Genomic DNA, 21,876 nt, shown 5'->3' on the forward strand with positions numbered 1-21,876 from the left:
AGCACGCAAAAGTGCGTACTCTCACGGGGTTGAGGGCTCCGGGAGGTGTGCGGCGACAGCCGCGGCCGTCGCGTCCAGGTTGTCGGCGAGGGTGTGGCCGGATGCCTTGCGGGGCTTGAGGTCGTGGTCGCCATCCGGAAGCCAGTTCAGATCGATCGCATCCGAGAGGGCGTAACCCGCGACCTCCTCGCGAGATCCCATGATGTCGCGCTCGCCCTGACAGATGAGCGCAGGGGTGCGCAGCTGGGCGAGGTGCGCGGTGCGCAGCTGCCCGGGCTTACCCATCGGGTGGAACGGATAGCCGAGGCACACGAGCGCGGTCACGTCGCCCGTCGTGTGCAGCTCGTCGGCGATCATGCTCGCCACCCGACCCCCGAACGACTTGCCCCCGATCGCCGGAACGCGGCCGGTCTCCGCCCGCACCTGCTCGATCACCGCGCGGTACTCGTCGAGCACCGCCTCCGCCCGCGGATTCGGCCGCCGGACACCCTCGCGCCGCGCCGCCATGTACGCGAACTCGAACCGCGCCACGCGGATGCCGCGCTCGCCGAGGCGCGCCGCCATGTCATCCATCCAGGGCGAGTCCATCGGTGCCCCGGCTCCGTGGGCCAGCACCAGGATGCGGGAGGCGTCGGCGGGCCCGGTCCACAGCAGCTCGGTCATCGGTCCAGTATTGCGGTGCTCGAACACAACAAGCGCCTCTCGGCCGCCCCGGTAGGCTCGCAGGGTGAGAGTCGCGCGTTTCAGCACCGGAGGCGACCCGCGCTACGGCATCGTCGATGACGACGAGGTCGTGGTGCTCGCGGGCGACCCCATGTTCCAGGGATTCGATCCGACCGGCGAGCGGGTGCCGCTCGCGGACGCCCGGCTCCTCGCTCCGGTGATCCCGCGCTCGAAGGTGGTGTGCGTCGGCCTCAACTACGCCGAGCATCGCAAGGACCTCGCCAACGTCGACGCCCCCGACAACCCCCTCATCTTCCTGAAGCCCAACACCGCGGTGATCGGGCCGGACGATCCGATCCGCATCCCGCCGGTCGAGGGTCGCATCACGCACGAGGGCGAGCTGGTCGCGGTGATCGGCCGCATCGCGAAGCAGGTGAGTGCCGAGAACTGGTCCGACTACGTCTTCGGATACACGGTGGGCAACGACGTCTCGGCGCGCGACCAGATGTTCGCCGACGGGCAGTGGGCGCGGGCGAAGGGTTACGACACCTTCGCGCCTATCGGTCCCTGGATCGAGACGGAGCTCGACCCGAGCGCCCTCGAGATCACTACGTGGGTCGATGGGGAGCCGCGGCGTCACGGAAACACCCGCGACATGATCCACGGCCTGCCGGAGCTCATCGAGTACATCTCCGACATCTGGACGCTGCTGCCCGGCGACATCATCATGACGGGGACGCCGTCCGGGCTCGGCGGGTTCGTCCACGGGCAGACCGTGGAGATCGAGATCGAGGGGATCGGGCGCCTGCGTAACCCCGCGCTCGACCGCGACGCGACGTCGTGACGGGCGGCATCCGGCTGCGCGTTCCCGGTGTGGCTGTGGCGCTCGCAGGGGCGGGCGTCGCCTTCCTGATCCACCTGGCCCTTCCGGCGGTGCCGTGGCTCACGGCCGCGTTCGTCATCGGGTTCGTGGCGGCGGCTATCCCGCCCGTGCGTCCTGCGCTCGATGGCGTGCTGAGATCCGGGCTCGCGTTCTCGGCGCGCACCCTGCTGCGCGCGGGGATCGTGTTGCTCGGACTCGATCTGGCGATCGGCGATGTCGCGGCGCTCGGGATCACGGGGGTCGCCGCGATCGTCGGGCTCGTGGTCATCGCGTTCGCCGCCACCTACGGCATCGCCCGCGCACTCCGGCTTCCGGGTGACGAGCCCGTGCTGCTCGCTGCCGGGTTCTCGATCTGCGGAGTGTCGGCCGTCGGGGCGATGTCGGCCGCGCGGGGGCGTTCGTCGGATGACACGGCGACTCCGACGGCGCTCGTCACGCTCTTCGGTACCGCGGCGATCGCGGTGCTCCCGGCTCTCGCCCAGTTCGCTGCGGCGCTCGGCGCGCCGATGAGTCCCGAGTTCTTCGGCGCGTGGGTGGGTGCGAGCGTTCACGACGTTGGGCAGGTGGTCGCGACGGCGCAGACCGCGGGCGCCGCGGCGCTCGCGGCGGCGATCGTGGTGAAGCTCACGCGCGTGCTCATGCTGGCGCCGATGGTGGCCGTCGCATCCGTGCGCACTCGCCGGGCGGCCCGCGCGGGTGGCACAGGAGACGCCGCGCTGCCGCCGATCGTGCCGCTGTTCATCGTGGGGTTCGTCCTCCTGGTGCTGGTGCGCACGTTCGTGCCGGTTCCCGATCTCGCGCTCGATGTCGCCGACACGGTGCGGAACGTGCTGCTCGCGGCGGCACTCGTGGGCATCGGGGCGTCGTTGCGGCTCGAACGTCTCGTGCGCACCGGTGGTCGGGCGGTGCTCGCGGCTGCGGCGTCGTGGGCTGTGATTCTCGTGCTCGGCTGGGGTGTGGCGTTCGTCGTCACCTCCTGAGAGAAATCTGGATATCCAGCGCTCTCCCCGGCGGGAGCGGGCAGGCTGGAGGAATGTCCGAGCCGCCTCTCGACCCCGCACGCGTGCGGGATCAGCCGGCGCTCACGACGTCGAGGGGCACGGGCTGGCTCGTGATGGGCGGTCTGCTCTCGGTCGTGTCTCTCGGCGCCCTTGTGCCGATGGCGGTCATGCGGATGCCGCCGACCGGCATTGCGGCGACGGCCGTCTTCGTGATCGTGTCGCTCACGGCGAGCATGGTGATCGTGCGGTTTGCGACCCCTCCGGGGCGGCTCCGCATCGGGCTTCTCGCGCTTGAGATGAGCGGCATCGCCTTCGTCGCGCTGCTCGCGGTGGTCGTCGTGGCGCAGCGCGCGGCCATCGCCTGAGGCGCAGCGCGCCGCGGACGCCTGAGGCTCAGCGGGCGCGAGTCGACGCGCGCAGTACGAGGCGGGTCGGCAGCGGAGTGTCCTCCGTGACGGTGTCGGGGTCCTCCACCGCGAGAAGCACCTTCTGCATCATGAGCCCGCCGAGGGCCGCGAAGTCCTGCCGCACGGTCGTGAGCGGCGGGAAGAGGTAGCCGGCCTCGGGCACGTCGTCGAATCCGACGACGCTCACGTCGTCGGGCACGCGGAGCCCGCGCTCGCGGAACGCCGAGAGCAGGCCGATCGCCATGTGGTCGTTGCCGACGAACACGGCCTCCCCGGGTTCGACGGGCAGGTCGAGCCCGACCCGGTAGCCGCTCTCGGCAGACCAGTCCCCTCGCGGCGCATCCACGAGGTCGAGCCGCCGGCCCACGAGCTCGTCACGCCATCCGCGTTCGCGCTCGATGGCATCCGGGTTCTCGCTCGGTCCGCCGAGATGCAGGATGCGCGTGTGACCGAGTTCCGCGAGGTGCCGCACGGCGGCGCGGGCACCGCGGTACTGGTCGATCGAGACGATGAGGGGACTGGGCCGTGGGGACGCCGCGACCGCCACGACGGGGATCGCGAGGTCGAGCCCGCCTACCACCTCGAGCACGGCGATGTCGACGACGATCAGCACGATCGCATCCACTCGCTGGCGCAGCAGCGACTCGACCACCGAGCGCACGGCGCCGGGATCCTCATCGAGCGAGCTGACCGCCTCCACGCTGTAGCGCGCGGCGCGCGCCGCGAAGTTGAAGTGCATCGCGATGGAGCTCGGACCGTAGTCCGAGACGCCGGGCGAGACGAGGCCGATCGTGCGGGTGCGTCGGGTGACGAGCGCACGCGCGGCAGGGGAGGGGCTGTAGCGCAGTTGTGCGATCGCCTGCTCGACGCGCGCGCGGGTGGCGGGCCGTACGTTCGGCAGGTCGTTGAGCACGCGCGAGACAGTTTGGTGCGAAACACCCGCGAGCCGGGCGACGTCGAAGATGTTGGCGGCGCGGGCGCCCTTCTCCTCCTGGCTCATCGTGGTCCGATCATCCCTCGTCGTCCGGGCGGGCGACGAGCGCGAGCAGGGAGTCGACCGTGAGCGACTCGGCGGCACTGCTCGCCACGATCTCGCCGTCGCGCATCACGAGGATGCGGTCCGAGACGCGCAGCACCTCCTCGAGCTCCGCCGAGATGAACACGACCGAGAGCCCGTTGTCGGCGAGTTCGGTCACGAGGTTCTGGATCTCGACCTTGGCGCCCACGTCGATGCCGCGCGTCGGCTCGTCGAGCACGAGCGCCCGCGGCGCGAGCGCGAGCAGGCGCGCGAGCAGCACCTTCTGCTGGTTGCCGCCGGAGAGCGTCCGGGCGGGACGCTCCGGATCCGCGGGTCGGATGTCGAGCGCGTCGATCCAGCTCGCGGCGAGTTCGCGCTGGCGCGCCGCGGGGATGCGATGGAGCACGCCGCGCTGCGCCTGCAGTGCGAGGGTGATGTTCTCGCGCACCGACAGCTCGCCGATGATGCCGTCGGCGCGGCGGTTCTCGGAGGAGTACACGACGCCGAGCGAGATCGCCTGCCGCGGATGCCGGGCGTGGATCGGCGCGCCCGCGATGCGGATCACCCCGGACGTGATGGCGTCGACACCGGTGAGGGCACGCGCGAGCTCCGTGCGGCCGGATCCGAGGAGCCCCGCGACGCCCAGCACCTCTCCCTCGACGAGGTCGACGTCGGCGCCCCCCACCCCGGGTGCGTCGACGCCGCGGGCGCTCAGGTAGGGCGTCGCGATCTCGCCGCTCGGCGGGTCGGACCTCTGCCGGGCGACGAGCTCACCCGACTCCCGGCCGAGCATCTTCTGCACGAGGTCGATCCGCAGCAGCTCACGGGTGAGGTACTCGCCGACGAGTCGCCCGCCGCGCAGCACGGTCACGCGGTCGCAGATCTCGTAGACCTGATCGAGGAAGTGCGACACGAAGAGGATCGCAACACCTCGGCTCTTCAGTTCGCGGATCACGCGGAACAGCTCGGCGACCTCGTCGAGGTCGAGGCTCGAGGTCGGCTCGTCGAGCACGAGCACGCGCACCTCGGTCGAGATCGCGCGGGCGATCGCGACGAGCTGCTGCACGGCGAGGGAGTGCGTGCCGAGCAGGGAGGCGGGATCGACATCGAGCCCGAGGTCGGCGAGCACGGTACGGGCGTCTTCGCGCATCCGCGCCCCGTCGATGAGTCCGAGTCTGCGCGGCTCGCGTCCCAGCCAGATGTTCTCGGCGACCGAGAGGTTCGGCAGCAGGTCGATCTCCTGGTACACGGTCGAGATGCCCGCGTCGATCGCCTCGCGCGGGTTCGCGAAGCGCACCCGATCGCCGGCGAGACGGATGGTGCCCGCGTCGAGCGGCAGCGCACCCGTGAGCGCCTTGATGAGGGTCGACTTGCCGGCCCCGTTCTCGCCCATGAGCGAGTGCACTTCGCCCGGGAACATCCGGAAGTCGACGCGATCGAGTGCCAGCTCCGCCGGGAAGCGCACCGTTGCGCCGGTCACCTCCACGACCGGCCGAGTCTCGTCGACCATCCTCATATCATGCCCGCGCGGGACCTCCCGCGGCCCGTGCACGGCGCTATCGGCGGTTCGAGCGGGCGACGATGATCCGCTGTACGACCACGAACACGAGCAGCAGCGTGCCGATCGAGATGCGCGTCCATGACTGGTCGGCCCCGAGGAACGAGATCACCGACTTGATCGTGCCGTACACGAACACGCCGATCATCGATCCGACGACGAAGCCCGAGCCGCCGGTCAGCAGGGTGCCGCCGACGACCACCGCGGCGATCGTGTCGAGCTCGGTGCCCATGCCGTTGAGCGGATACGACGCGCCCGTGTAGGCCGTGAAGACGACTCCGGCGAGCCCAGCGCAGACTCCGCTCACGACGTATGCGAGCAGCTTGGTGCGCACCACCGGGAGGCCCATGAGGCGGGCGGAGCTCTCGTTGCCGCCGATGGCGTAGATCGTGCGACCGAAGCGGGTGAGGGCGAGAACGAGCGCACCGACCAGCACGACGAGCAGGGCGATGATGCCCGTGGGGGTGATGTACCAGCTGCCCGGCGCCACCTGCAGGCGCGTGGACTGCAACCACAGGATGGCGGTGTCCTCGACCTTGATCGAGTCGAGGCTCACCATGAAGGCGAGCCCGCGGGCGGCGAACATCGCGGCGAGGGATGCGATGAACGGCTGCACGTCGAAGAACTGCACCATGACGCCGATCGCGAGACCCATCGCGGCTCCGATGAGCAGCATGATCGGCACGACCGCGGCGCTCGGCACCCCGTCGCGCAGCAGGCTGGCGCCGAACATCCCCGTGAACGCCATCACGGCGCCGACCGACAAGTCGATGCCGCCGGTCAGGATCACGAACGTCATGCCGACGGCGAGAATGAACAGGTAGGCGTTGTCGAGCAGGAGCGACGAGATCACCCGAGGGGTGAGGAAGTTGCCGAACCGCGCCTGCGCGAGAGCGAAGATCACGATGAGCAGCGCCAGGGCAGCGAACACCGGCACCCAGGAGGCGCGGCGGCTCATGAACCGTGCGACGACCCCGGGGGAGCGGCGCTCGGCGGTGGTGGTCGCGGTGGTCATCGGGCGGTCTCCGTCTTCTGGGGGCGCAGCGACTGCGCGAGCCGGGCGATGTGGCCGCGCAGGCGCGGCGACTGGACGAGCACGACGATCACCACGACGATCGCCAGGAACAGCGGGGCGACCGCCGACGGCACACCGAGGAAGAGGATCGTCGATCGGAGCGTCTCGATCGTGAAGACACCGATCACGGTGCCCGCGACGCTGAACTTGCCGCCCATGAGCGAGGTGCCGCCGAGCACGACCGCGAGGATCGCATACAGCTCGATGTAGAGGCCGGCGGCGTTCGCGTCGGCGGCCATGATGTTCGAGCTGTAGAGGATCCCGGCGAATCCGGCGAGCAGACCGCTCGCCGCGTACGCGCCCCAGATGATCCCGCGGGCGCGCACCCCGGCGAGGCGACTCGCCTCGGGGTTGATGCCGACCGACTCCGTGAGCACGCCGAGCGCTGTGCGTCGTTCGATGAGCGCCACGATCGCCACTGCGGCGACCGACACGAAGAACGCGAACGGCAGGCCGAGCACGTATCCCTGCGCCATGAACCGGTACGGCTCGGAGTTGATCGTCGTGATGAACCCGCCGGTGATGAGCAGCGCGACGCCGCGCCCCGCGAGCATGAGCACGAGGGTCGCGATGATGGGTTGGATTCCCACGACGGCGACGAGGAACCCGTTCCAGACCCCGAGGAGCAGCGCCACCAGCACACCCGCGCCGATCGCGACGAGCACGGTGCCGAGCGAGTCCGGCGTCGGCGAGTCGGCGATGATCGTGAGCGCGACGGCCCCCGAGACCGCCATGATCGCGCCGACCGAGAGGTCGATGCCGCGCGTGGCGATCACGACCGTCATGCCGAGCGCGACGAGCATGAGGGGCGTGCTGTTGCGCAGGATGTCGATGAGCGCGCCGTAGAGCTGCCCGTTCTGGACGGTCACGCTGATGAACGTGGGGCGCGCGACGGTGTTGACGACGATGAGCGTCAGGAGTGCGGCGATCGGCCAGAACAGCCGGTGCTTCACGATCTTCTTCATGCCACGGTCTCCGGGCTCTGCGTGGTCGTGCTCTCGGATCCCGGAGGGTGCTCCTCGGGATCGTCGTGCTCGTGGGCGATGAAGTCGACGAGGTCGCCGACTTCGATGTCGTGCGAGGTGAGTTCGCCGATCTTACGCCGATCCCGCATCACGACGATGCGTTGTGCGAGGCGGATGACCTCCTCGAGCTCCGAGGAGATGAAGACGACGGCGAGCCCCTGCTCCGACAGCTCGGCGACCTTGCGCTGGATGTCGGCCTTCGCACCCACGTCGATGCCACGCGTCGGCTCGTCGAGGATGATCAGCTGCGGCGCCGTCGCGAGCCACCTGGCGAGCAGGACCTTCTGCTGGTTGCCGCCGGAGAGGTTGCGCACGAGAGCGTCGGGGTTCGCGGGGCGGATGCCGAGGGCCTGGATGTACTCGGAGACGATCTGCTCCTGTTCGGACCGGCGCACGCGGCGGAGGGCGCCGCGCTTGGCCTGGATGCCGAGCACGATGTTCTCGGCCACCGTGAGGTCGCTCACGAGTCCCTCCGCGCGGCGATCCTCCGACGACAGCGCGATGCGGCGATCGATCGCGTGCCGGGGCGTGTTCATGCGCGTCGCCCGGCCGCGGACCTCGATGCGACCGGTATCGGCGCGGTCGGCGCCGTACAGCAGGCGCACGAGCTCGGTGCGGCCGGACCCGAGAAGGCCGGCGATGCCGACGACCTCGCCGTCGAAGACGTCGATGTCGACCGGTTCGAGCACGCCGCGGCGACCGACGCCGGTCGCACGGATGACGGGCACGTTCTGCCGGTCGATGCTCCGATCGGCGCTCGTGGAGATCGCGGCGAGCTCGTCGAGCTCGCGGCCGATCATCTTCGAGATGAGTTCGGCGCGGGGGAGGTCGGCTGCCGCGTACTCGCCGACGAGCGCGCCGTTGCGCAGCACCGTGATGCGGTCCGAGATCTCGTAGACCTGGTCGAGGAAGTGCGTGACGAAGAGGATCGCGACGCCGCGATCGCGGAGCTCGCGCACCACGCCGAACAGGCGCACCACCTCGCCGCGGTCGAGGCTCGAGGTGGGCTCGTCGAGCACGAGCACGGTCTGGTCGGTCACCATCGCGCGGCTGATGGCGACGAGCTGCTGGATGGCGATGGAGTGGCTCGACAGCACCGAGCGGGTGTCGAGCTCGACCCCGAGGGCGCGGAGGTGTCCGGCGGCCGCGCGATGCGTGGCGTTCCAGTCGATCGCTCCGAGCGCCGTGCGGGGCTCGTGGCCGAGCATGACGTTCTCGCCGACCGAGAGGTTCGCGCAGAGGTTGACCTCTTGATAGACGGTCGAGATCCCGGCAGCTTGCGCATCCGCCGTCCCGCGGAAGGAACGGCGGACGCCTCCTACCGTGATCTCGCCGGCGTCGATCGCGTAGACCCCCGTGAGGGCCTTGATGAGGGTCGACTTGCCGGCGCCGTTCTCGCCCATGAGGGTGTGCACCTCGCCGCCGCGGAGAGTGAAGTCGACGCGGTCGAGCGCGCGGACGCCGGGGAACTCGATCGTGATGCCGCGCATCTCGACGATCGGCGCGGATGCGTGCGCGGGTGCGGGTGCCGGAGGCATGGAGGCGTCCTCGTGTCGTGAGTGGACCGTCGGGGACCGACGCAGGGCCGGTCCCCGACGGATGGTGGTGGTGCGTCGGATCAGTAGGGGCGCGTCGGCAGCAGCTCGATCGCGTCTTCCTGGGTGAAGGCCCCGTCCGGGACGATCGTGGTCTTGTCGACCTCTTCGCCGGCGAGCACCGCCTTCACGAGCTCCGCGACCTTCTCTCCGAGCAGCGGGTTGCACTCGACGATGTAATTGAACTTCCCGTCGGCGAGAGCCTGCATGCCGTCGTGCACCGCGTCGATGGTGACGATCTTGATGTCCTCACCGGGGGTCAGGCCTGCCGCCGTGATGGCGTCGAGAGCACCGAGACCCATGTCGTCGTTGTGCGCGAAGAGCAGGTTGATCTCGCTGCCGTACTTCTGCAGGAAGCCCTCCATGACCTTCTTGCCGCCGTCGCGGGTGAAGTCACCCGTCTGCGAGTCGAGCAGGTTGATGCTCGAGCCCTCGATGGCCGAGTTGAATCCCGCGGCCCGATCGAGCGCGGGGGCCGATCCCGTGGTGCCCTCGAGCACGACGAGGTTCGAGCCGTCGGCGTTCGCCGCGGCCCATTCACCCGCGGTGTGGCCCTCCTTCTCGAAGTCGAGGCCCACCCAGCTGGCGTAGAGGTCGTCGCTCGCCGAGACGGTGCGGTCTTCGAGGATCACCGGGATGCCGGCGTCCTTGGCCTCCGTGAGCACGTCGTCCCAGCCATCGACCGTGATGGGCGCGATGACGATCGCGTCGACGCCCTGGTTGATGAAGCTGCGGACGGCCGCGATCTGGGCCTCCTGCTTGTTGTCGGCGGCGTTGAAGATGAGGTCGAAGCCGTTGTCCTTCGAGAACGCTTCCTTCATCGACTCGGTGTTCGCCGAGCGCCATCCGGATTCGGAGCCGGTCTGGGCGAAGCCGACGGTGATGAGTTCATCTCCGCCGTCGCCCGTGCCGTCGCTTGCGCAGCCGGTCAATGCGAGAGCGATCGCTCCCGTGATCGCCACGCCCGCCAGGATCTTCTTCATTCCAAAACCTCCTCGTTTTGGCCCCGGCGTCGCTGCCGGTGGTGATGGTGGTATGTCTCTTGGCGCGATGTCACCAGGGGGGTGGACATCGCCTGAATGTTAGCCTTCACATTTCCCGCCTTGGCAAGGAAAGTTCCATAACGGTTTGATAACGTGACTGAAATGTTGGGGGTTCGATGCCTTGCCGACGGTGAGTTGTGGGAGCGCTCGCGTGATCGCTCACATCGGACATCCCGAGGCCACTCCCGCTGCCGGCTGCGACGGATCGCGAGCCCAGCCGTGTGGATGCGCGATGATGTCCGCCATGAGGTTCGCGACGACCCTGCTGAAGATGGGCAACAACACCGGCATCGAAGTGCCCCCGGAGGTCATCGAGGGACTCGGAGCTGGGAAAAGGCCTCCCGTGATCGTGACGGTCAACGGATTCCGCTATGAGTCGACGGTCGGCGTCATGGGAGGGAAGTCGCTCATCCCGTTCTCGTCCGACAAGCGCGCTGCGACAGGGCTCTCGGGTGGTGAGGCGATCGAGGTCGAGCTGGAGCTCGATGCGAGCCCTCGGATCGTCGAGCCGCCGACCGACCTCGCCGAGGCGCTCGCCGCGGATCCGGCTGCCGCCGCTGCCTGGGAGCGCCTCGCCCCCAGCCGCCGCAAGGCGCACGTGACGTCCGTCGAGTCGGCCAAGGCGGCCGAGACGCGGGCCCGGCGGGTCGCGGCCGTGGTGGCGAAGCTCTCCGACGCCTGAACCCGTGCCGCTAGCCTGGGCCGGTGGCGCAGGCGTCGAGGAACACCCCCAACATGCACGACGTGGCTGCGCGCGCCGGAGTGAGCCACATCACCGTCTCGCGAGTGCTCAACGACTACCCGTCGATCCGACCGGAGACGCGCGATCGGGTGCTCGCGGCCATCGCCGAGCTCGGCTACCGGCGCAACCTCGCCGCTCGCGCGCTCGTCACGAGCCGCACCCGCGCGATCGGCGTGCTCTCTCCTGAAGTCGCTCAGCACGGTCCCGCGTCGAGCGTGCTCGCGGTCGAGCGCGCCGCGCGCGAGCACGGTTACCACCCGCTCGTGACCGCCGCCGCCGTCGAGCATGACGCGAGCGTCGCAGCCCTCGGCTTCCTCCTCGATCAGGCGGTCGAGGCGCTCGTGGTGATCGCTCCGCACGAGACGGTGCTCGCCGCGATCCGTGATCTCGACATCCGCGTGCCGCTCGTCACCCTGCAGGCGCCCGACCGCCCCACGGGCGTCGGGGTGGACCAGTCGGCCGGGGCGCGGCTCGCGGCCGAGCATCTGCTCGGGCTCGGCCACACGCACGTGCAGCTGTTGTCCGGGCCCGAGGGGTACCTCGAGGCGACCGCGCGTCGGCAGGGCGTGCTCGCGGCTCTCGACGATGCGAGCGTGGTGCCGGGGCCGGAGCTCCGCGGCGACTGGAGCGCGGCATCCGGATTCGCGGTCGCAGCCGAGATCGAGGCGTCGACCACCGCCGTGATCGCCGCGAACGACCAGATGGCCATCGGTCTGATCGCCGGACTCGCCGATGCCGGGCGGGATGTTCCCTCGCAGGTGAGCGTCGTCGGGTTCGATGACATCCCCGAGGCGGAATATCAGCGGCCCGCGCTCACGACCGTGCAGCAGGACTTCGAGCTCGTCGGGCGCCGCGCCGTAGAGGCGCTGCTCGCACGTATCGCTCCGGATCCGGACGCGCCCCCGGTGGAGGCGGTCATCGCGCCACGGCTCGTGGTGCGCGCGTCGACCGCGGTGCCGCGGAGCGTGACGCCCCGGAGGGAGTGAGCTCGCTCACCCCCTCCCGACCGGTCACGCGACGATCGCCGACTCCGCGGCCGTCCACTCCACACGGTGCGTTCCCGAGCCGAGCTGGACCGCGAGGGCGCCGTCTGCCTCGGTGACGCGGTCGGATCCGGCGAGGGTCTCGCCGTCGATGCTCGCCGACTCGGCTCGCCCTCCCCGCAGCGTCATGGTCGCGCTCGCCCCCGCCGGAATGCGGACGGTCGCCACCGCGTGCACGCCTTCGAGCGACCACTCGATGCCGAGCGGGCCGAACGGCGTACCGGTCTGGGCGCTCACCCGGTCGATGCGCCGGTTGAGCAGCGGGTCGACAGTGATGCGCGCCCACCCGGGCGCCGCGGGCCGGATGCCCGCGAGCCGCTCATACAGCCACCGGGCGGAGGCGCCGAGCGAGTAGTGATTATGCGACATGATCGCTCGGCCGTTCTCGTCGTGTCCCGTCCAGGACTCCCAAACCGTGGTGGCGCCTGCCTCGACCTGCCCGAGCCACGACGGAGCCGAGGTCTGCAGCAGCAAGTCGAGGGCGACGTCATCCGCGCCGTTCTCCGAGAGCTGCCCGAGCAGGAACCCGGTGCTGAGAAAGCCCGTGCCGAGGTGTGTGCCGCGCTCGCGGATTCGCTCGACGAGACGCGCTGTCGTCGCGGCGCGACGTTCCGCCGGCACGAGGCCGAATTCGAGAGCGCGCACGTACGTCGCCTGCGCCTCCGGCAGCAGCCCGTTCTCGGGCATGTAGTGCCGCTGCCAGGCATCGCGCGCACCCTCGGCGTACACCGTGAAGTGCGCCGCATCCTCTGCATGCCCGAGCAGTTCGGCGATCTGTGCGAGGAGTCGGCTCGAGTGCTCGAAGTAGGCGGTCGCCACCCACGCACGCGGATGCACATGCAGATCCTGCGTCATCGACATGATGTCGAGGACGCCGTCGCCTTCGCCTGCGGGCTCGAGCCATTCGCCCCAGTGGTAGCCGGCGTTGACGAAGTAGGGGTCGTCGGCTCCGCTGCTCGCGGCGAGCGTCGCATAGCGCTCGATCCATCGCGACATCGCGGTGTAGTTCTCCTCGAGTGCCGTGGTGGACCCGGTGGCGAGGTAGATCGACCACGGGATGAGCACGATCGCGTCACCCCAGCCTGCAGAGCCGGGAGGGGGCAGCGGCATGCCGGGGGCCATCTCCTCGCGCTCGGCACCCTCGCGCCAGTTGTTCGCGTCGACCGGCACGATGTCGGGGATGGTGCCGTCGGTGTGCTGCTGGAGGCGCGCATCGACCATCCAGTTCGCGAGGTACGGTGCGGTGTCGGCCATGAGCAGGGCCGTGCGGGCGAACACCTGGGCGTCGCCGGTCCATCCGCTGCGCTCGCGAGTGGGGCAATCGGTCGGCACGTCGAGGAAGTTGCCGCGCATGCTCCACGTGACGTTCTCGTGGAACCGGTCGACGAGCGGGTTCGACGAGGTGAAGCGGCCGTCGTAGTCGATCGCCGCGTGGATGGGCACCGCAGCCGCCTGCAGGATCTCGACGCCCTCGGGAGCGGTGATCGCGATGTAGCGAAAGCCCTGGGTACTGAACGTCGGCTCGAACTCGTCCTGTTCACCGGAGAGGATGAGGCGGTTCGGGCCGAGGTGGATGTCGACCGGCATCCCCGCGAAGAGGTAGTCGAGATCGACTTCGCCCTCGGGGGTCAGCACCTCGCTGTGGTGGACGACGACCTCCGTGCCCGCCGGTCCGCGGGCGGTGATCCGCGCGACGCCGTGCAGGTTCTGCCCGAAGTCGACGATGAGCGCTCCGGAGGGTGCGCGGGTGCGCGACACTTCGGCGATCGGCGCTGCAGCGGCGAACGGAGCAGGCCCCTCGCCCACGAGCGAGCGCCGCTCCTCGACCGCGACGACGCGCTCGGGATGCGGAATGGATCCGCCGATCCGATCCCACGCGCCGCGCAGGCGGGCGTCGATGGTCTCGCCCTCCCGAGGGTCGGATGCGCCGATCTCGCCGGTGCCGCCCTCCCACGAGTCGTCGGTCGCGATCTCGACGATGCTGCCGTCGGCGAGTTCGATCTCGAGCCGCGCGATCACCGCCGTGCGGTTGCCGTAGATCGCCGGCTGACCGAGAGCGCCGATGCGCCCGCGGTAACGGCCGTCGGCGAGCAGCAGCGATACCGCGTTGTCGCCTTCGTGCAGGAGCGAGGTGATGTCGCGCACCTGATACTCAACGCGTGCCTCGAAGGCGGTGAATCCGGGGAAGATCCCGGGTCCCAGGGCGTCCTGCCCGTTGACGCCCAGGCGGTACCAGCCGAGTGCGGTGGAGTAGGAGCGGGCACGCACGGGCGCGCTCGGAAGCGTGAACTCGTGACGGAGGTACTGCACCGGCGCCGTCTCGCCGACGGCGGGCTCGTCGCCCACGCGGATCCATCGCGCCGGCTCGAGGCCTGCGCCGAGAAGGCCCGTCGAGAACTGCGCGGGCTCCGACCAGTCGGACTCCGTGCCGTCGGCGTCCCAGACGACGACCTGCCAGGTGAAGGTGCTGCGCGGGGGAAGCTGCGGCCCGGCGTAGCGGATCGTGGGCACGGTCACGGGCATCGCACCGGAGTCCCACACCGGCTCTCCTGCGAGGTCCCGCACCACCACCTGCGCCGTCCCGAGAATCACCCCTTTCGCGTCGGTGGCGAGTTGCCAGCTGAACTCGGGGGTCCCATCGAGGCCCTCGGGGGATATCCGCCCGGAGGTGCGGAGAGCGGTCGGGACGAGCATGGGATCTCCTGTCGCGTCGTTGCGCCTACCAACTAGTAGGTAGGCCGACTCTATCAGGGGCCAGACTAGGAGCCATGACCGAGATCGCCAGCCCCCGCGAGCGCATCCTGGATGCCGCCGAGCGCGTCTTCGCCGAGAGCGGCTACCGGGGCGGAAGCCTCAACGACGTCGCGGTGGCGGCCGGCTACACGCGGGCCGGACTGCTGCACCACTTCCCGAGCAAGGAGGCGCTTCTCCTCGCGATCCTCGAGCGCCGCGACGACCGTCTTGGTGTCACGCAACTCGCCGAGACCTCCTCCGGTGTCGAGGAGATGCTGGACCGAATGGTGGGGCAGATCGAGGAGGTGCTGCAGATCCGTCCGCTCATCCGCCTCGGGCACATCCTCGAGGCCGAAGCCGCCTCGAGTGACCACCCGGCGCACGAATGGGCGGCCGCCCGTGAACGCACGCTCCGTGAATTGATGGCCGAGGGGATCCGCCGGTCTCAGCGTGCGGGATCTCTGCGTGCGGATATCGACCCGATCCTGCTCGCCGCCGTGCTGCTCGCCGCCGAGGAGGGGCTTGAGGCGCAGTGGCTGCTCGACGAAAGCGTCGATGTGGTCGCAGGCATGCGGCTCGTGAGAGAGATGCTCGGCTCGCTCGCCCCCGAGTGAGCGGAGGCTGCGGTGCGGGCGCGCAGCCATCTCCATGCTCACCTACCAACTGGTTGGTATGTGTGATACGTTTCACTCGCTCAGCAGCGGGGCGCCCCTCACGCCCTCGCGAATAGCCGATCACTCATTCAAGGGAGAATGTCATGAGCGAAAGAAGCCAGCCCCGCCCGTGGTGGGTCGGCGTGGTGTCCGGAATGGCGTCGTACATCGACGCCGCAGCGATCATGAGCTTCGGCATCGCGATCGTCATCCACCAGGCGGTGCTCGGCCTTGATGCGGCCCAGGTGGGCGCCGCGTCGGCGATCCTCACGGTCGGTATCGCGATCGGCGCCCTCGTCGGTGGCAAGCTCGGCGACCGCTTCGGCCGTCGCCCCGTCTTCACGATCACGATGATCGTGGTCGTGCTCGGGTCGGCACTGCTCGTCGTCGGCGGATCCTTCGGCCTGATCGTCGCGGGCGCCGCCCTCGTCGGGCTCGGCACAGGTGCCGACCTGCCCGTCTCCCTGTCGACGATCTCGGAGGCCGCGAACGACACGAATCGCGGTCGCATCGTGGCGTTCTCGAACGTTCTCTGGCTCGCGGGCGTCGTGTCCGGGATCCTGATCGGCACAGTCGTGGGCAACCTCGGCGAGCTGGGCGCGCAGATCCTGTTCATCCACGTCGGAGGGGTCGCCTTCATCGTGCTCCTGCTCCGGCTGACGATCCCAGAATCGGCTGTGTGGCTCGCGGCGCGGCGCGCCCGCCAGGCGGGCGAGGCATCGGTGCGCGCCGAACGCACGACCGTTCGCGAACTCCTCCGCGCGCCCTACCTTGCCCCACTCCTCGGGCTTGCGGTCTTCTACGCGCTCGTCAACCTCGGCTACAACACCTTCGGACAGTTCGGCCCCTACCTGCTCGTGAACGCGGCCGGAACGGATGTCTCGACGGCGTCGGCGCTGAGCCTGGCGTCGGTTCCGGTCGGTCTGATCGGAATCCTGTGGTTCATGAAGATCGTCGACAAGCCGCGACGCTTCGTGTACTTCACCGTCGGCGCGGTGCTCTCGGTCGTCGGCCTCCTGATCCCGGCAGTCTTCGGGTTCTCGGTGGCGACCTATCTCGTGGCGGTGATCCTGCTGATCGGCGGCGGAACCTTCGCAGGCGAGGCCATCATGAAGGTCTGGACGCAGGAGCAGTTCCCGACTCTCCTGCGCACGACGGCGCAGGGCACGGTCATCGCGGTCGCACGGTTCGTCGCCGCCGCGGGTGCCGCCGTCACGCCGATGATCGTCGAGGCCGGGGCCAGCGTGCTGTTCCTGCTGCTCGCGATCGTGAGCGGCATCGGCCTGCTCGTGGCGTGGCTCGTGTTCCGCACGCGGGACCGTCGCAACGAGTTCCTGGGCGAGTCGCGGCCCGACGAACTCGTGGCCACCCCGGGCAGTTAGCCAAGGACGCTCGACAGGTGGAGGCCTCGATCGCCGATCGGGGCCTCCACCGTCGTTCAGGCGCGCGCGGTAGGGTATCGTCGCGATGTTCGTTAACGTGAACATCGACGATCAGCTCCGACCGGCGAGGAGGCCGTGACCCACATGAGCGCCGAGACGTACCTGGGGATCGAGCTCGGATCCACCCGCATCAAGGCATGCCTCATCGATGGATCCGGGGCCACGCTCGCCACCGGCTCCCACGCCTGGGAGAACCGTCTCGTCGACGGCCTGTGGACGTATCCGCTCGACGAGGTGCGCGACGGGTTGCAGGCCGCGTACGCCGACCTCGTCGGGGCGCTCGACGCTCCGCTCGCGACGGTCTCGGGCATCGGCGTCTCGGCGATGATGCACGGCTACCTCGCCTTCGACGGAGACGACGAACTGCTCGTCCCGTTCCGCACCTGGCGGAACACCAACACCGGTCCCGCAGCCGAGCAGCTTTCGGCCGCGCTCGGCGTGAACATCCCGTTGCGCTGGTCGATCGCGCACCTGCATCAGGCGATTCTCGACACCGAGCCGCATGCCCCTCGAGTCCGCCGCCTCACGACCCTCGCGGGGTACGTGCACGGCTTGCTCACCGGTCGGCACGTGCTCGGCGTGGGCGACGCCTCGGGCATGTTCCCGATCGACTCGTCGACCGGCGACTACGACGCCGAGCTCGTCGCGCGCTACGACGAGCTCGCGACCGCCGCCGGCGCGACGACACAGCTCACCGACCTCCTTCCGCAGGTGCTCCCCGCGGGAGCGGATGCCGGCGCGCTCACCGCCGAAGGGGCGGCGCTGCTCGACCCGAGCGGCGCGTTGCGGCCGGGCATCCCGTTCTCTCCGCCCGAAGGCGACGCGGGCACCGGCATGGTCGCGACGAACGCCGTGAGCCCGCGCACCGCGAACGTCAGCGCCGGCACGAGCATCTTCGCGATGGTCGTGCTCGAGCGCGCGCTCGCGCGGCCGCGACCCGAGATCGACGTGGTCACCACACCGGCGGGCCTGCCGGTCGCGATGGTGCACTGCAACAACGGATCGAGCGAACTCGGCGCCTGGGTGGGGGTGTTCGCGGAGTTCGCCTCCGCGCTCGGCTCGACCGCCGGCTCCGACGAGATCTTCGCGGCCGTGCTCGGTGGCGCGCTCGACGCGGGCGATGACGGTGTGCTCGCCTACAACCTGCTCTCCGGCGAGCCGGTGCTCGGCACCGATGAGGGTCGCCCGCTCGTTGTGCGCACCCCTGGATCCCGCCTGACTCTCGCGACCTTCGCGCGCGCCCAGCTGTTCGGTGTGTTCGCCGCCTTGAGTGTCGGGATGCGCGGCCTCGCCGACGAAGATGTCACGGTCGACGCGGTCGTCGGCCACGGCGGCCTGTTCCGCGCAGGCGAGGTGGCCCAGCGTGCGCTCGCCGCGGCGCTCGATGCCCCCGTCGCCGTCGGTGAGAGCGCCGGCGAGGGCGGCGCGTGGGGGATGGCGCTCCTCGCGGCCTACCGCGGCGCGGTGGACTCCGGGGTGGCGTCCGGCCGCGACCTCGGCACCTGGCTCGCGGACGAGATCTTCGCGGATGCGCCGATGCGCACCGTTGAGCCCACCGCATCCGAGGTGGAGGCCTACGCCTCCTACCTCGAGAACTGGCAGGCGGGGCTCGCCATCGAGCGTGCCGCCATCGGATCGATCGGCGACCGCGCGGTCGCCGCGCAGGAGGAGAGCGAATGAACGCGCGGGATGCCGCGATCGAGGCCGTCCGAGAGGACGTCGCCCGGCTGCACGCGGAGCTCATCCGCTACGGCCTCGTGATCTGGACCGGAGGCAACATCTCGGGGCGCGTGCCCGGCGAAGACCTCTTCGTCATCAAGCCGAGCGGGGTGAGCTACGACGACCTCGCGCCCGACAACATGATCCTCTGCGATCTCGACGGCAACGTGATCCCCGGAACCCCGGGCTCTGAGCGGAGCCCCTCGAGCGACACCGCCGCGCACGCCTACGTCTACCGCAACATGCCGCACGTCGGTGGGGTCGTGCACACCCACTCCACCTACGCCACCGCCTGGGCGGCGCGGGGCGAGGCGATCCCGTGCGTCATCACCGGGATGGCCGACGAGTTCGGCGGCGAGATCCCGGTGGGGCCGTTCGCGATCATCGGCGACGACTCCATCGGACGCGGCATCGTCCAGACCCTCGACGGTCACCGCTCGCGCGCGGTGCTCATGCAGAACCACGGCGTCTTCACGATCGGCAAAGACGCCAAGGACGCCGTGAAGGCGGCCGTCATGTGCGAAGACGTCGCCCGCACCATCCACATCTCCCGGCAGCTGGGCGACCCGTTGCCGATTCCCCAGGAGAGCATCGACGCGCTCTTCGACCGCTACCAGAACGTCTATGGCCAGAAGCCGCAGGGAGAACTCCAGTGACCAGCATCATCCCCGACCTGAAGACCTACACGGTCTGGTTCCTCACCGGCAGCCAGGACCTCTACGGCGAGGAGACCCTGCGTCAGGTCGCCGAGCAGTCGCAGGGTGTGGCGGCGCTGCTGCAGGAGGCATCCGACATCCCCGTGACGATCGAGTGGAAGTCGGTGCTGAAGAGCTCGGATGCGATCCGCCGTGCCATGATCGACGCCAACTCCGACGATCAGGTGATCGGCGTGATCACCTGGATGCACACCTTCAGCCCCTCGAAGATGTGGATCCACGGCTTCGACGCGCTCCAGAAGCCGCTGCTGCATTTCCACACGCAGGCGAACGTGGCGCTGCCGTGGTCGGAGATCGACTTCGATTTCATGAACCTCAACCAGGCCGCGCACGGCGACCGCGAGCACGGCTACATCCTGAGCCGCATGTCGGTGCCGCGGAAGACGGTCGTGGGTCACGCATCCGACCCGGAGGTCACCGCGGCGATCGGCACCTGGAGCCGAGCCGCCGCCGGGTGGAAGGCGTCGCAGGGCATGCGCGTCGCCCGCTTCGGCGACAACATGCGCAACGTCGCGGTGACCGAGGGCGACAAGACGGAGGCCGAGATCCGTCTCGGCGTGAGCGTCAGCACCTGGGGCGTCAACGAGCTCGTCGCGCGTGTCAACGCGCAGACGGATGCCGACATCGACGCGCTCGTCGAGGTGTATCTCGCCGAGTACGACGTCGTGCCCGAGCTGCTGGTGGGGGGCGAGCGGCACGAGTCGCTGCGTTCCGGCGCCGCGATCGAGCTCGGGCTGCGGTCGATCCTCGAAGAGGTCGGCGCGACCGCGTTCACCGACTCGTTCGAAGACCTCGGTGAGCTGACCCAGCTTCCGGGCCTCGCGGTGCAGCGGCTCATGGCCGACGGCTACGGCTTCGGCGCGGAGGGCGACTGGAAGACGGCCGTGCTCGTGCGCATCGCGGCCGTCATGGGGGCGGGCCTGCCCGGCGGGGCGAGCCTCATGGAGGACTACACCTACGACATGACCCCGGGCGACGAGCTGATTCTCGGCGCCCACATGCTGGAGGTGTCCCCGGCGCTGTCGTCGGCGAAGGCGAGCCTCGAGATCCACCCGCTCGGGATCGGCGGCAAGGACGACCCGGTGCGTCTCGTCTTCACGGCGGATGCGGGCCCGGCCGTCGTCGTCGCCCTGAGCGACCAGCGCGAGCGCTTCCGCCTCGTGGCGAACGCCGTCACCAACGTCGAACCGCCCGCGGCGCTGCCGAAGCTGCCCGTCGGTCGTGCGGTGTGGAAGCCCGCGCCCGACTTCCGCACGAGTGCCACCTCGTGGCTCATCGCGGGTGCTGCGCACCACACGGTCATGACCAACCAGGTGGGCATCGAGGCGTGGGAGGACTTCGCGCGCATCGCGGGTGTCGAACTGCTCATCATCGACGACGCGACGACGGTGCGGTCGTTCGAGGACCAGGTGCGCGCGAACGCGGCGTTCTACCGGCTCGCGCAGGGGCTCTAGCGCAGGCGAGCACTGGTCAGCGGAGCGAGACGGGGTACGGGCCGCGGCCCGCGTCCCCCGCGTATCGCCTGACGGCGATGCGCTCCCGCCAGTCCCGAGCCAGCGGCCCGCGGCCCGTACCCCGTCTCGCTCCGCTCAAGGGGTCGTCACCAGCCTCAGCGCGAGGAGTTTGTCGTGCGGCCGCGCACGATGCCGATGAAGGTGTCGATGCGCGGGTCGTCGGCATCCGCGCGCCAGACGAGGGAGATGCCCGTGTCGGGGGCGTCGGTGACGGGCCGGGCGATCACATCGCGGCGTGAGTGGGCGCGTGCGACCGACATCGGCATGACCGCGAGTCCCACGTTGGCGGCGACGAGCTCGACCGTGTCGGCGCCCTGGCCGTCGAGGATCGTCTCGCCGGTGAGGTCGGCGAGGGCGAGTTCGTCGAACGCGGCGACCGCGTGATCCTTCGGTGCCACCACGACGGGCCGCTCACGGTACAGCGGGATCGCGTGAAGCGTGTCGTCGGCCGCGATATCCCGCAGGAACGCCATCCGTGCGGAGGCCCCCAGCACAGCGTCGAGCGCCTCCGGCTGGGGGAGGGGCGTCAGCTCGAGCGACGAGCGCGGCATCCGATCCCGCCAGATCCGCTCCCACTTGCCGGGCGTCACACCGGGCACGAACGCGACGACGAACGGGACGGACACGCTGACGAGGCTACCCTCGGAGGATGACCGAGGAGCCCCGCGAGGACCGCCGCCAGCAGCCGAAGCCCCCGAAGCCCCCGAAGCCGCAGTACCTCTCGGCGCAGACGGCCGCCAAGAAGCTCGGCATCTACCTGCCGGCAGCGCCGCCCGAGTTCCGGGACGTGCAGCACTCGCGCGACGAGCTCGCCGCCTTGCAGGCAGATCCGCCCGAGTGGTTGCGCACGCTCCGCGCCGAGGGACCGCATCCGCGGCAGGAGGTCTCGCGGCGGCTCGGGATCACCAACTCGGGCCTGGCCCGGGCAGGCGTCTCGGATTCGATGACGACCGCCGAGATCCAGGCGCTCATCGCGGATCCGCCCGAGTGGCTCCACGCGGAGCGGGGTCGGGCTCGCCCCCGCACATGAGCAGACTCTCATGTGG

The 21,876-nt window shown here is 70.0% G+C and carries 20 protein-coding genes; 11 read left to right on the forward strand and 9 right to left on the reverse strand.

Features of this window, described 5'->3' with window-relative positions; genetic code table 11:
- Positions 1-21: 21 nt before the first annotated feature.
- On the reverse strand, positions 22-663 hold the full coding sequence (locus FVQ89_RS13865; RefSeq protein WP_147902583.1) for an alpha/beta family hydrolase: 642 nt from the start codon (positions 661-663) through the stop codon (positions 22-24).
- 64 nt (positions 664-727) lie between these two features.
- On the opposite strand from FVQ89_RS13865, the gene FVQ89_RS13870 reads away from it, so the two are divergent.
- Genes FVQ89_RS13870 through FVQ89_RS13880 form a run of 3 tightly spaced genes read left to right on the forward strand, consistent with a single transcriptional unit; the run spans position 728 to position 2,912 of the window.
- On the forward strand, positions 728-1,507 hold the full coding sequence (locus FVQ89_RS13870) for a fumarylacetoacetate hydrolase family protein (protein ID WP_147902584.1): 780 nt from the start codon (positions 728-730) through the stop codon (positions 1,505-1,507).
- A complete protein-coding gene (locus FVQ89_RS13875; protein WP_147902585.1) occupies positions 1,504-2,526 on the forward strand; it encodes a YeiH family protein in 1,023 nt (340 codons plus the stop codon). Before FVQ89_RS13870 ends, FVQ89_RS13875 begins: the two co-directional genes overlap by 4 nt.
- 53 nt (positions 2,527-2,579) lie before the next feature.
- The gene (locus FVQ89_RS13880; protein ID WP_147902586.1) at positions 2,580-2,912 is read left to right on the forward strand and encodes a hypothetical protein; all 333 of its coding nucleotides are present in this window, start codon (positions 2,580-2,582) and stop codon (positions 2,910-2,912) included.
- A 28-nt stretch (positions 2,913-2,940) separates the two neighbouring features.
- Here the strand turns inward: FVQ89_RS13880 and FVQ89_RS13885 are convergent, their stop codons facing one another.
- The 6 genes from FVQ89_RS13885 to FVQ89_RS13910 all read right to left on the reverse strand — a co-directional run bounded on the left by FVQ89_RS13885 (position 2,941) and on the right by FVQ89_RS13910 (position 10,208).
- Entirely contained in the window at positions 2,941-3,954 is a 1,014-nt protein-coding gene (locus tag FVQ89_RS13885; protein WP_147902587.1) for a LacI family DNA-binding transcriptional regulator, read from the reverse strand.
- A gap of 10 nt (positions 3,955-3,964) precedes the next feature.
- Positions 3,965-5,488, reverse strand: coding sequence for a sugar ABC transporter ATP-binding protein (locus FVQ89_RS13890; RefSeq protein ID WP_147902588.1), 1,524 nt, complete (start codon positions 5,486-5,488; stop codon positions 3,965-3,967).
- Between the two features lie 40 nt (positions 5,489-5,528).
- Positions 5,529-6,545, reverse strand: a complete 1,017-nt coding sequence (locus FVQ89_RS13895) for a sugar ABC transporter permease YjfF (protein ID WP_147902589.1) — start codon at positions 6,543-6,545, stop codon at positions 5,529-5,531.
- Positions 6,542-7,570 (reverse strand): ABC transporter permease, encoded by a 1,029-nt coding sequence (locus tag FVQ89_RS13900; protein WP_147902590.1) that lies wholly within the window; start codon positions 7,568-7,570, stop codon positions 6,542-6,544. Before FVQ89_RS13900 ends, FVQ89_RS13895 begins: the two co-directional genes overlap by 4 nt.
- Positions 7,567-9,168 carry a sugar ABC transporter ATP-binding protein gene (locus tag FVQ89_RS13905; RefSeq protein WP_147902591.1) on the reverse strand — a complete coding sequence of 534 codons (1,602 nt, stop codon included), beginning with the start codon at positions 9,166-9,168 and terminating at the stop codon, positions 7,567-7,569. Before FVQ89_RS13905 ends, FVQ89_RS13900 begins: the two co-directional genes overlap by 4 nt.
- An 80-nt stretch (positions 9,169-9,248) precedes the next feature.
- Entirely contained in the window at positions 9,249-10,208 is a 960-nt protein-coding gene (locus FVQ89_RS13910; protein ID WP_147902592.1) for an ABC transporter substrate-binding protein, read from the reverse strand.
- Between the two features lie 304 nt (positions 10,209-10,512).
- Between FVQ89_RS13910 and FVQ89_RS13915 the strand changes: the two genes are divergently transcribed.
- Positions 10,513-10,950, forward strand: coding sequence for a DUF1905 domain-containing protein (locus FVQ89_RS13915; RefSeq protein ID WP_147902593.1), 438 nt, complete (start codon positions 10,513-10,515; stop codon positions 10,948-10,950).
- 23 nt (positions 10,951-10,973) lie between these two features.
- The gene (locus FVQ89_RS13920) at positions 10,974-11,996 is read left to right on the forward strand and encodes a LacI family DNA-binding transcriptional regulator (protein ID WP_255513634.1); all 1,023 of its coding nucleotides are present in this window, start codon (positions 10,974-10,976) and stop codon (positions 11,994-11,996) included.
- Between the two features lie 24 nt (positions 11,997-12,020).
- On the opposite strand, the gene FVQ89_RS13925 is transcribed toward FVQ89_RS13920, so the two are convergent.
- Positions 12,021-14,747 (reverse strand): alpha-L-rhamnosidase, encoded by a 2,727-nt coding sequence (locus tag FVQ89_RS13925; RefSeq protein ID WP_147902594.1) that lies wholly within the window; start codon positions 14,745-14,747, stop codon positions 12,021-12,023.
- Positions 14,748-14,821: 74 nt separating this feature from the next.
- Here FVQ89_RS13925 and FVQ89_RS13930 point away from each other — a divergent pair, with 74 nt between their 5' ends.
- From FVQ89_RS13930 to araA, 5 genes are all read left to right on the forward strand, one after another.
- Positions 14,822-15,400 (forward strand): TetR/AcrR family transcriptional regulator, encoded by a 579-nt coding sequence (locus tag FVQ89_RS13930; protein ID WP_147902595.1) that lies wholly within the window; start codon positions 14,822-14,824, stop codon positions 15,398-15,400.
- A 143-nt stretch (positions 15,401-15,543) separates the two neighbouring features.
- Complete coding sequence (locus FVQ89_RS13935) at positions 15,544-16,821, forward strand: MFS transporter (RefSeq protein WP_147902596.1); 1,278 nt, start codon at positions 15,544-15,546, stop codon at positions 16,819-16,821.
- A 144-nt stretch (positions 16,822-16,965) separates the two neighbouring features.
- The gene (locus FVQ89_RS13940; protein WP_147902597.1) at positions 16,966-18,561 is read left to right on the forward strand and encodes a xylulokinase; all 1,596 of its coding nucleotides are present in this window, start codon (positions 16,966-16,968) and stop codon (positions 18,559-18,561) included.
- Complete coding sequence (locus FVQ89_RS13945; protein WP_147902598.1) at positions 18,558-19,256, forward strand: L-ribulose-5-phosphate 4-epimerase; 699 nt, start codon at positions 18,558-18,560, stop codon at positions 19,254-19,256. The genes FVQ89_RS13940 and FVQ89_RS13945 overlap by 4 nt, the downstream gene beginning before the upstream one ends.
- Positions 19,253-20,770 carry an L-arabinose isomerase gene (gene araA / locus FVQ89_RS13950; protein WP_147902599.1) on the forward strand — a complete coding sequence of 506 codons (1,518 nt, stop codon included), beginning with the start codon at positions 19,253-19,255 and terminating at the stop codon, positions 20,768-20,770. The genes FVQ89_RS13945 and araA overlap by 4 nt, the downstream gene beginning before the upstream one ends.
- Positions 20,771-20,925: 155 nt before the next feature.
- Here the strand turns inward: araA and FVQ89_RS13955 are convergent, their stop codons facing one another.
- Positions 20,926-21,456 carry a LysR substrate-binding domain-containing protein gene (locus tag FVQ89_RS13955; RefSeq protein WP_147902600.1) on the reverse strand — a complete coding sequence of 177 codons (531 nt, stop codon included), beginning with the start codon at positions 21,454-21,456 and terminating at the stop codon, positions 20,926-20,928.
- A gap of 23 nt (positions 21,457-21,479) precedes the next feature.
- On the opposite strand from FVQ89_RS13955, the gene FVQ89_RS13960 reads away from it, so the two are divergent.
- Positions 21,480-21,860, forward strand: coding sequence for a DUF5997 family protein (locus FVQ89_RS13960; RefSeq protein WP_222706105.1), 381 nt, complete (start codon positions 21,480-21,482; stop codon positions 21,858-21,860).
- Positions 21,861-21,876: the final 16 nt, after the last annotated feature.

This window comes from Homoserinibacter sp. GY 40078 (genome assembly GCF_008017545.1).
GTDB lineage: Bacteria > Actinomycetota > Actinomycetes > Actinomycetales > Microbacteriaceae > Homoserinibacter.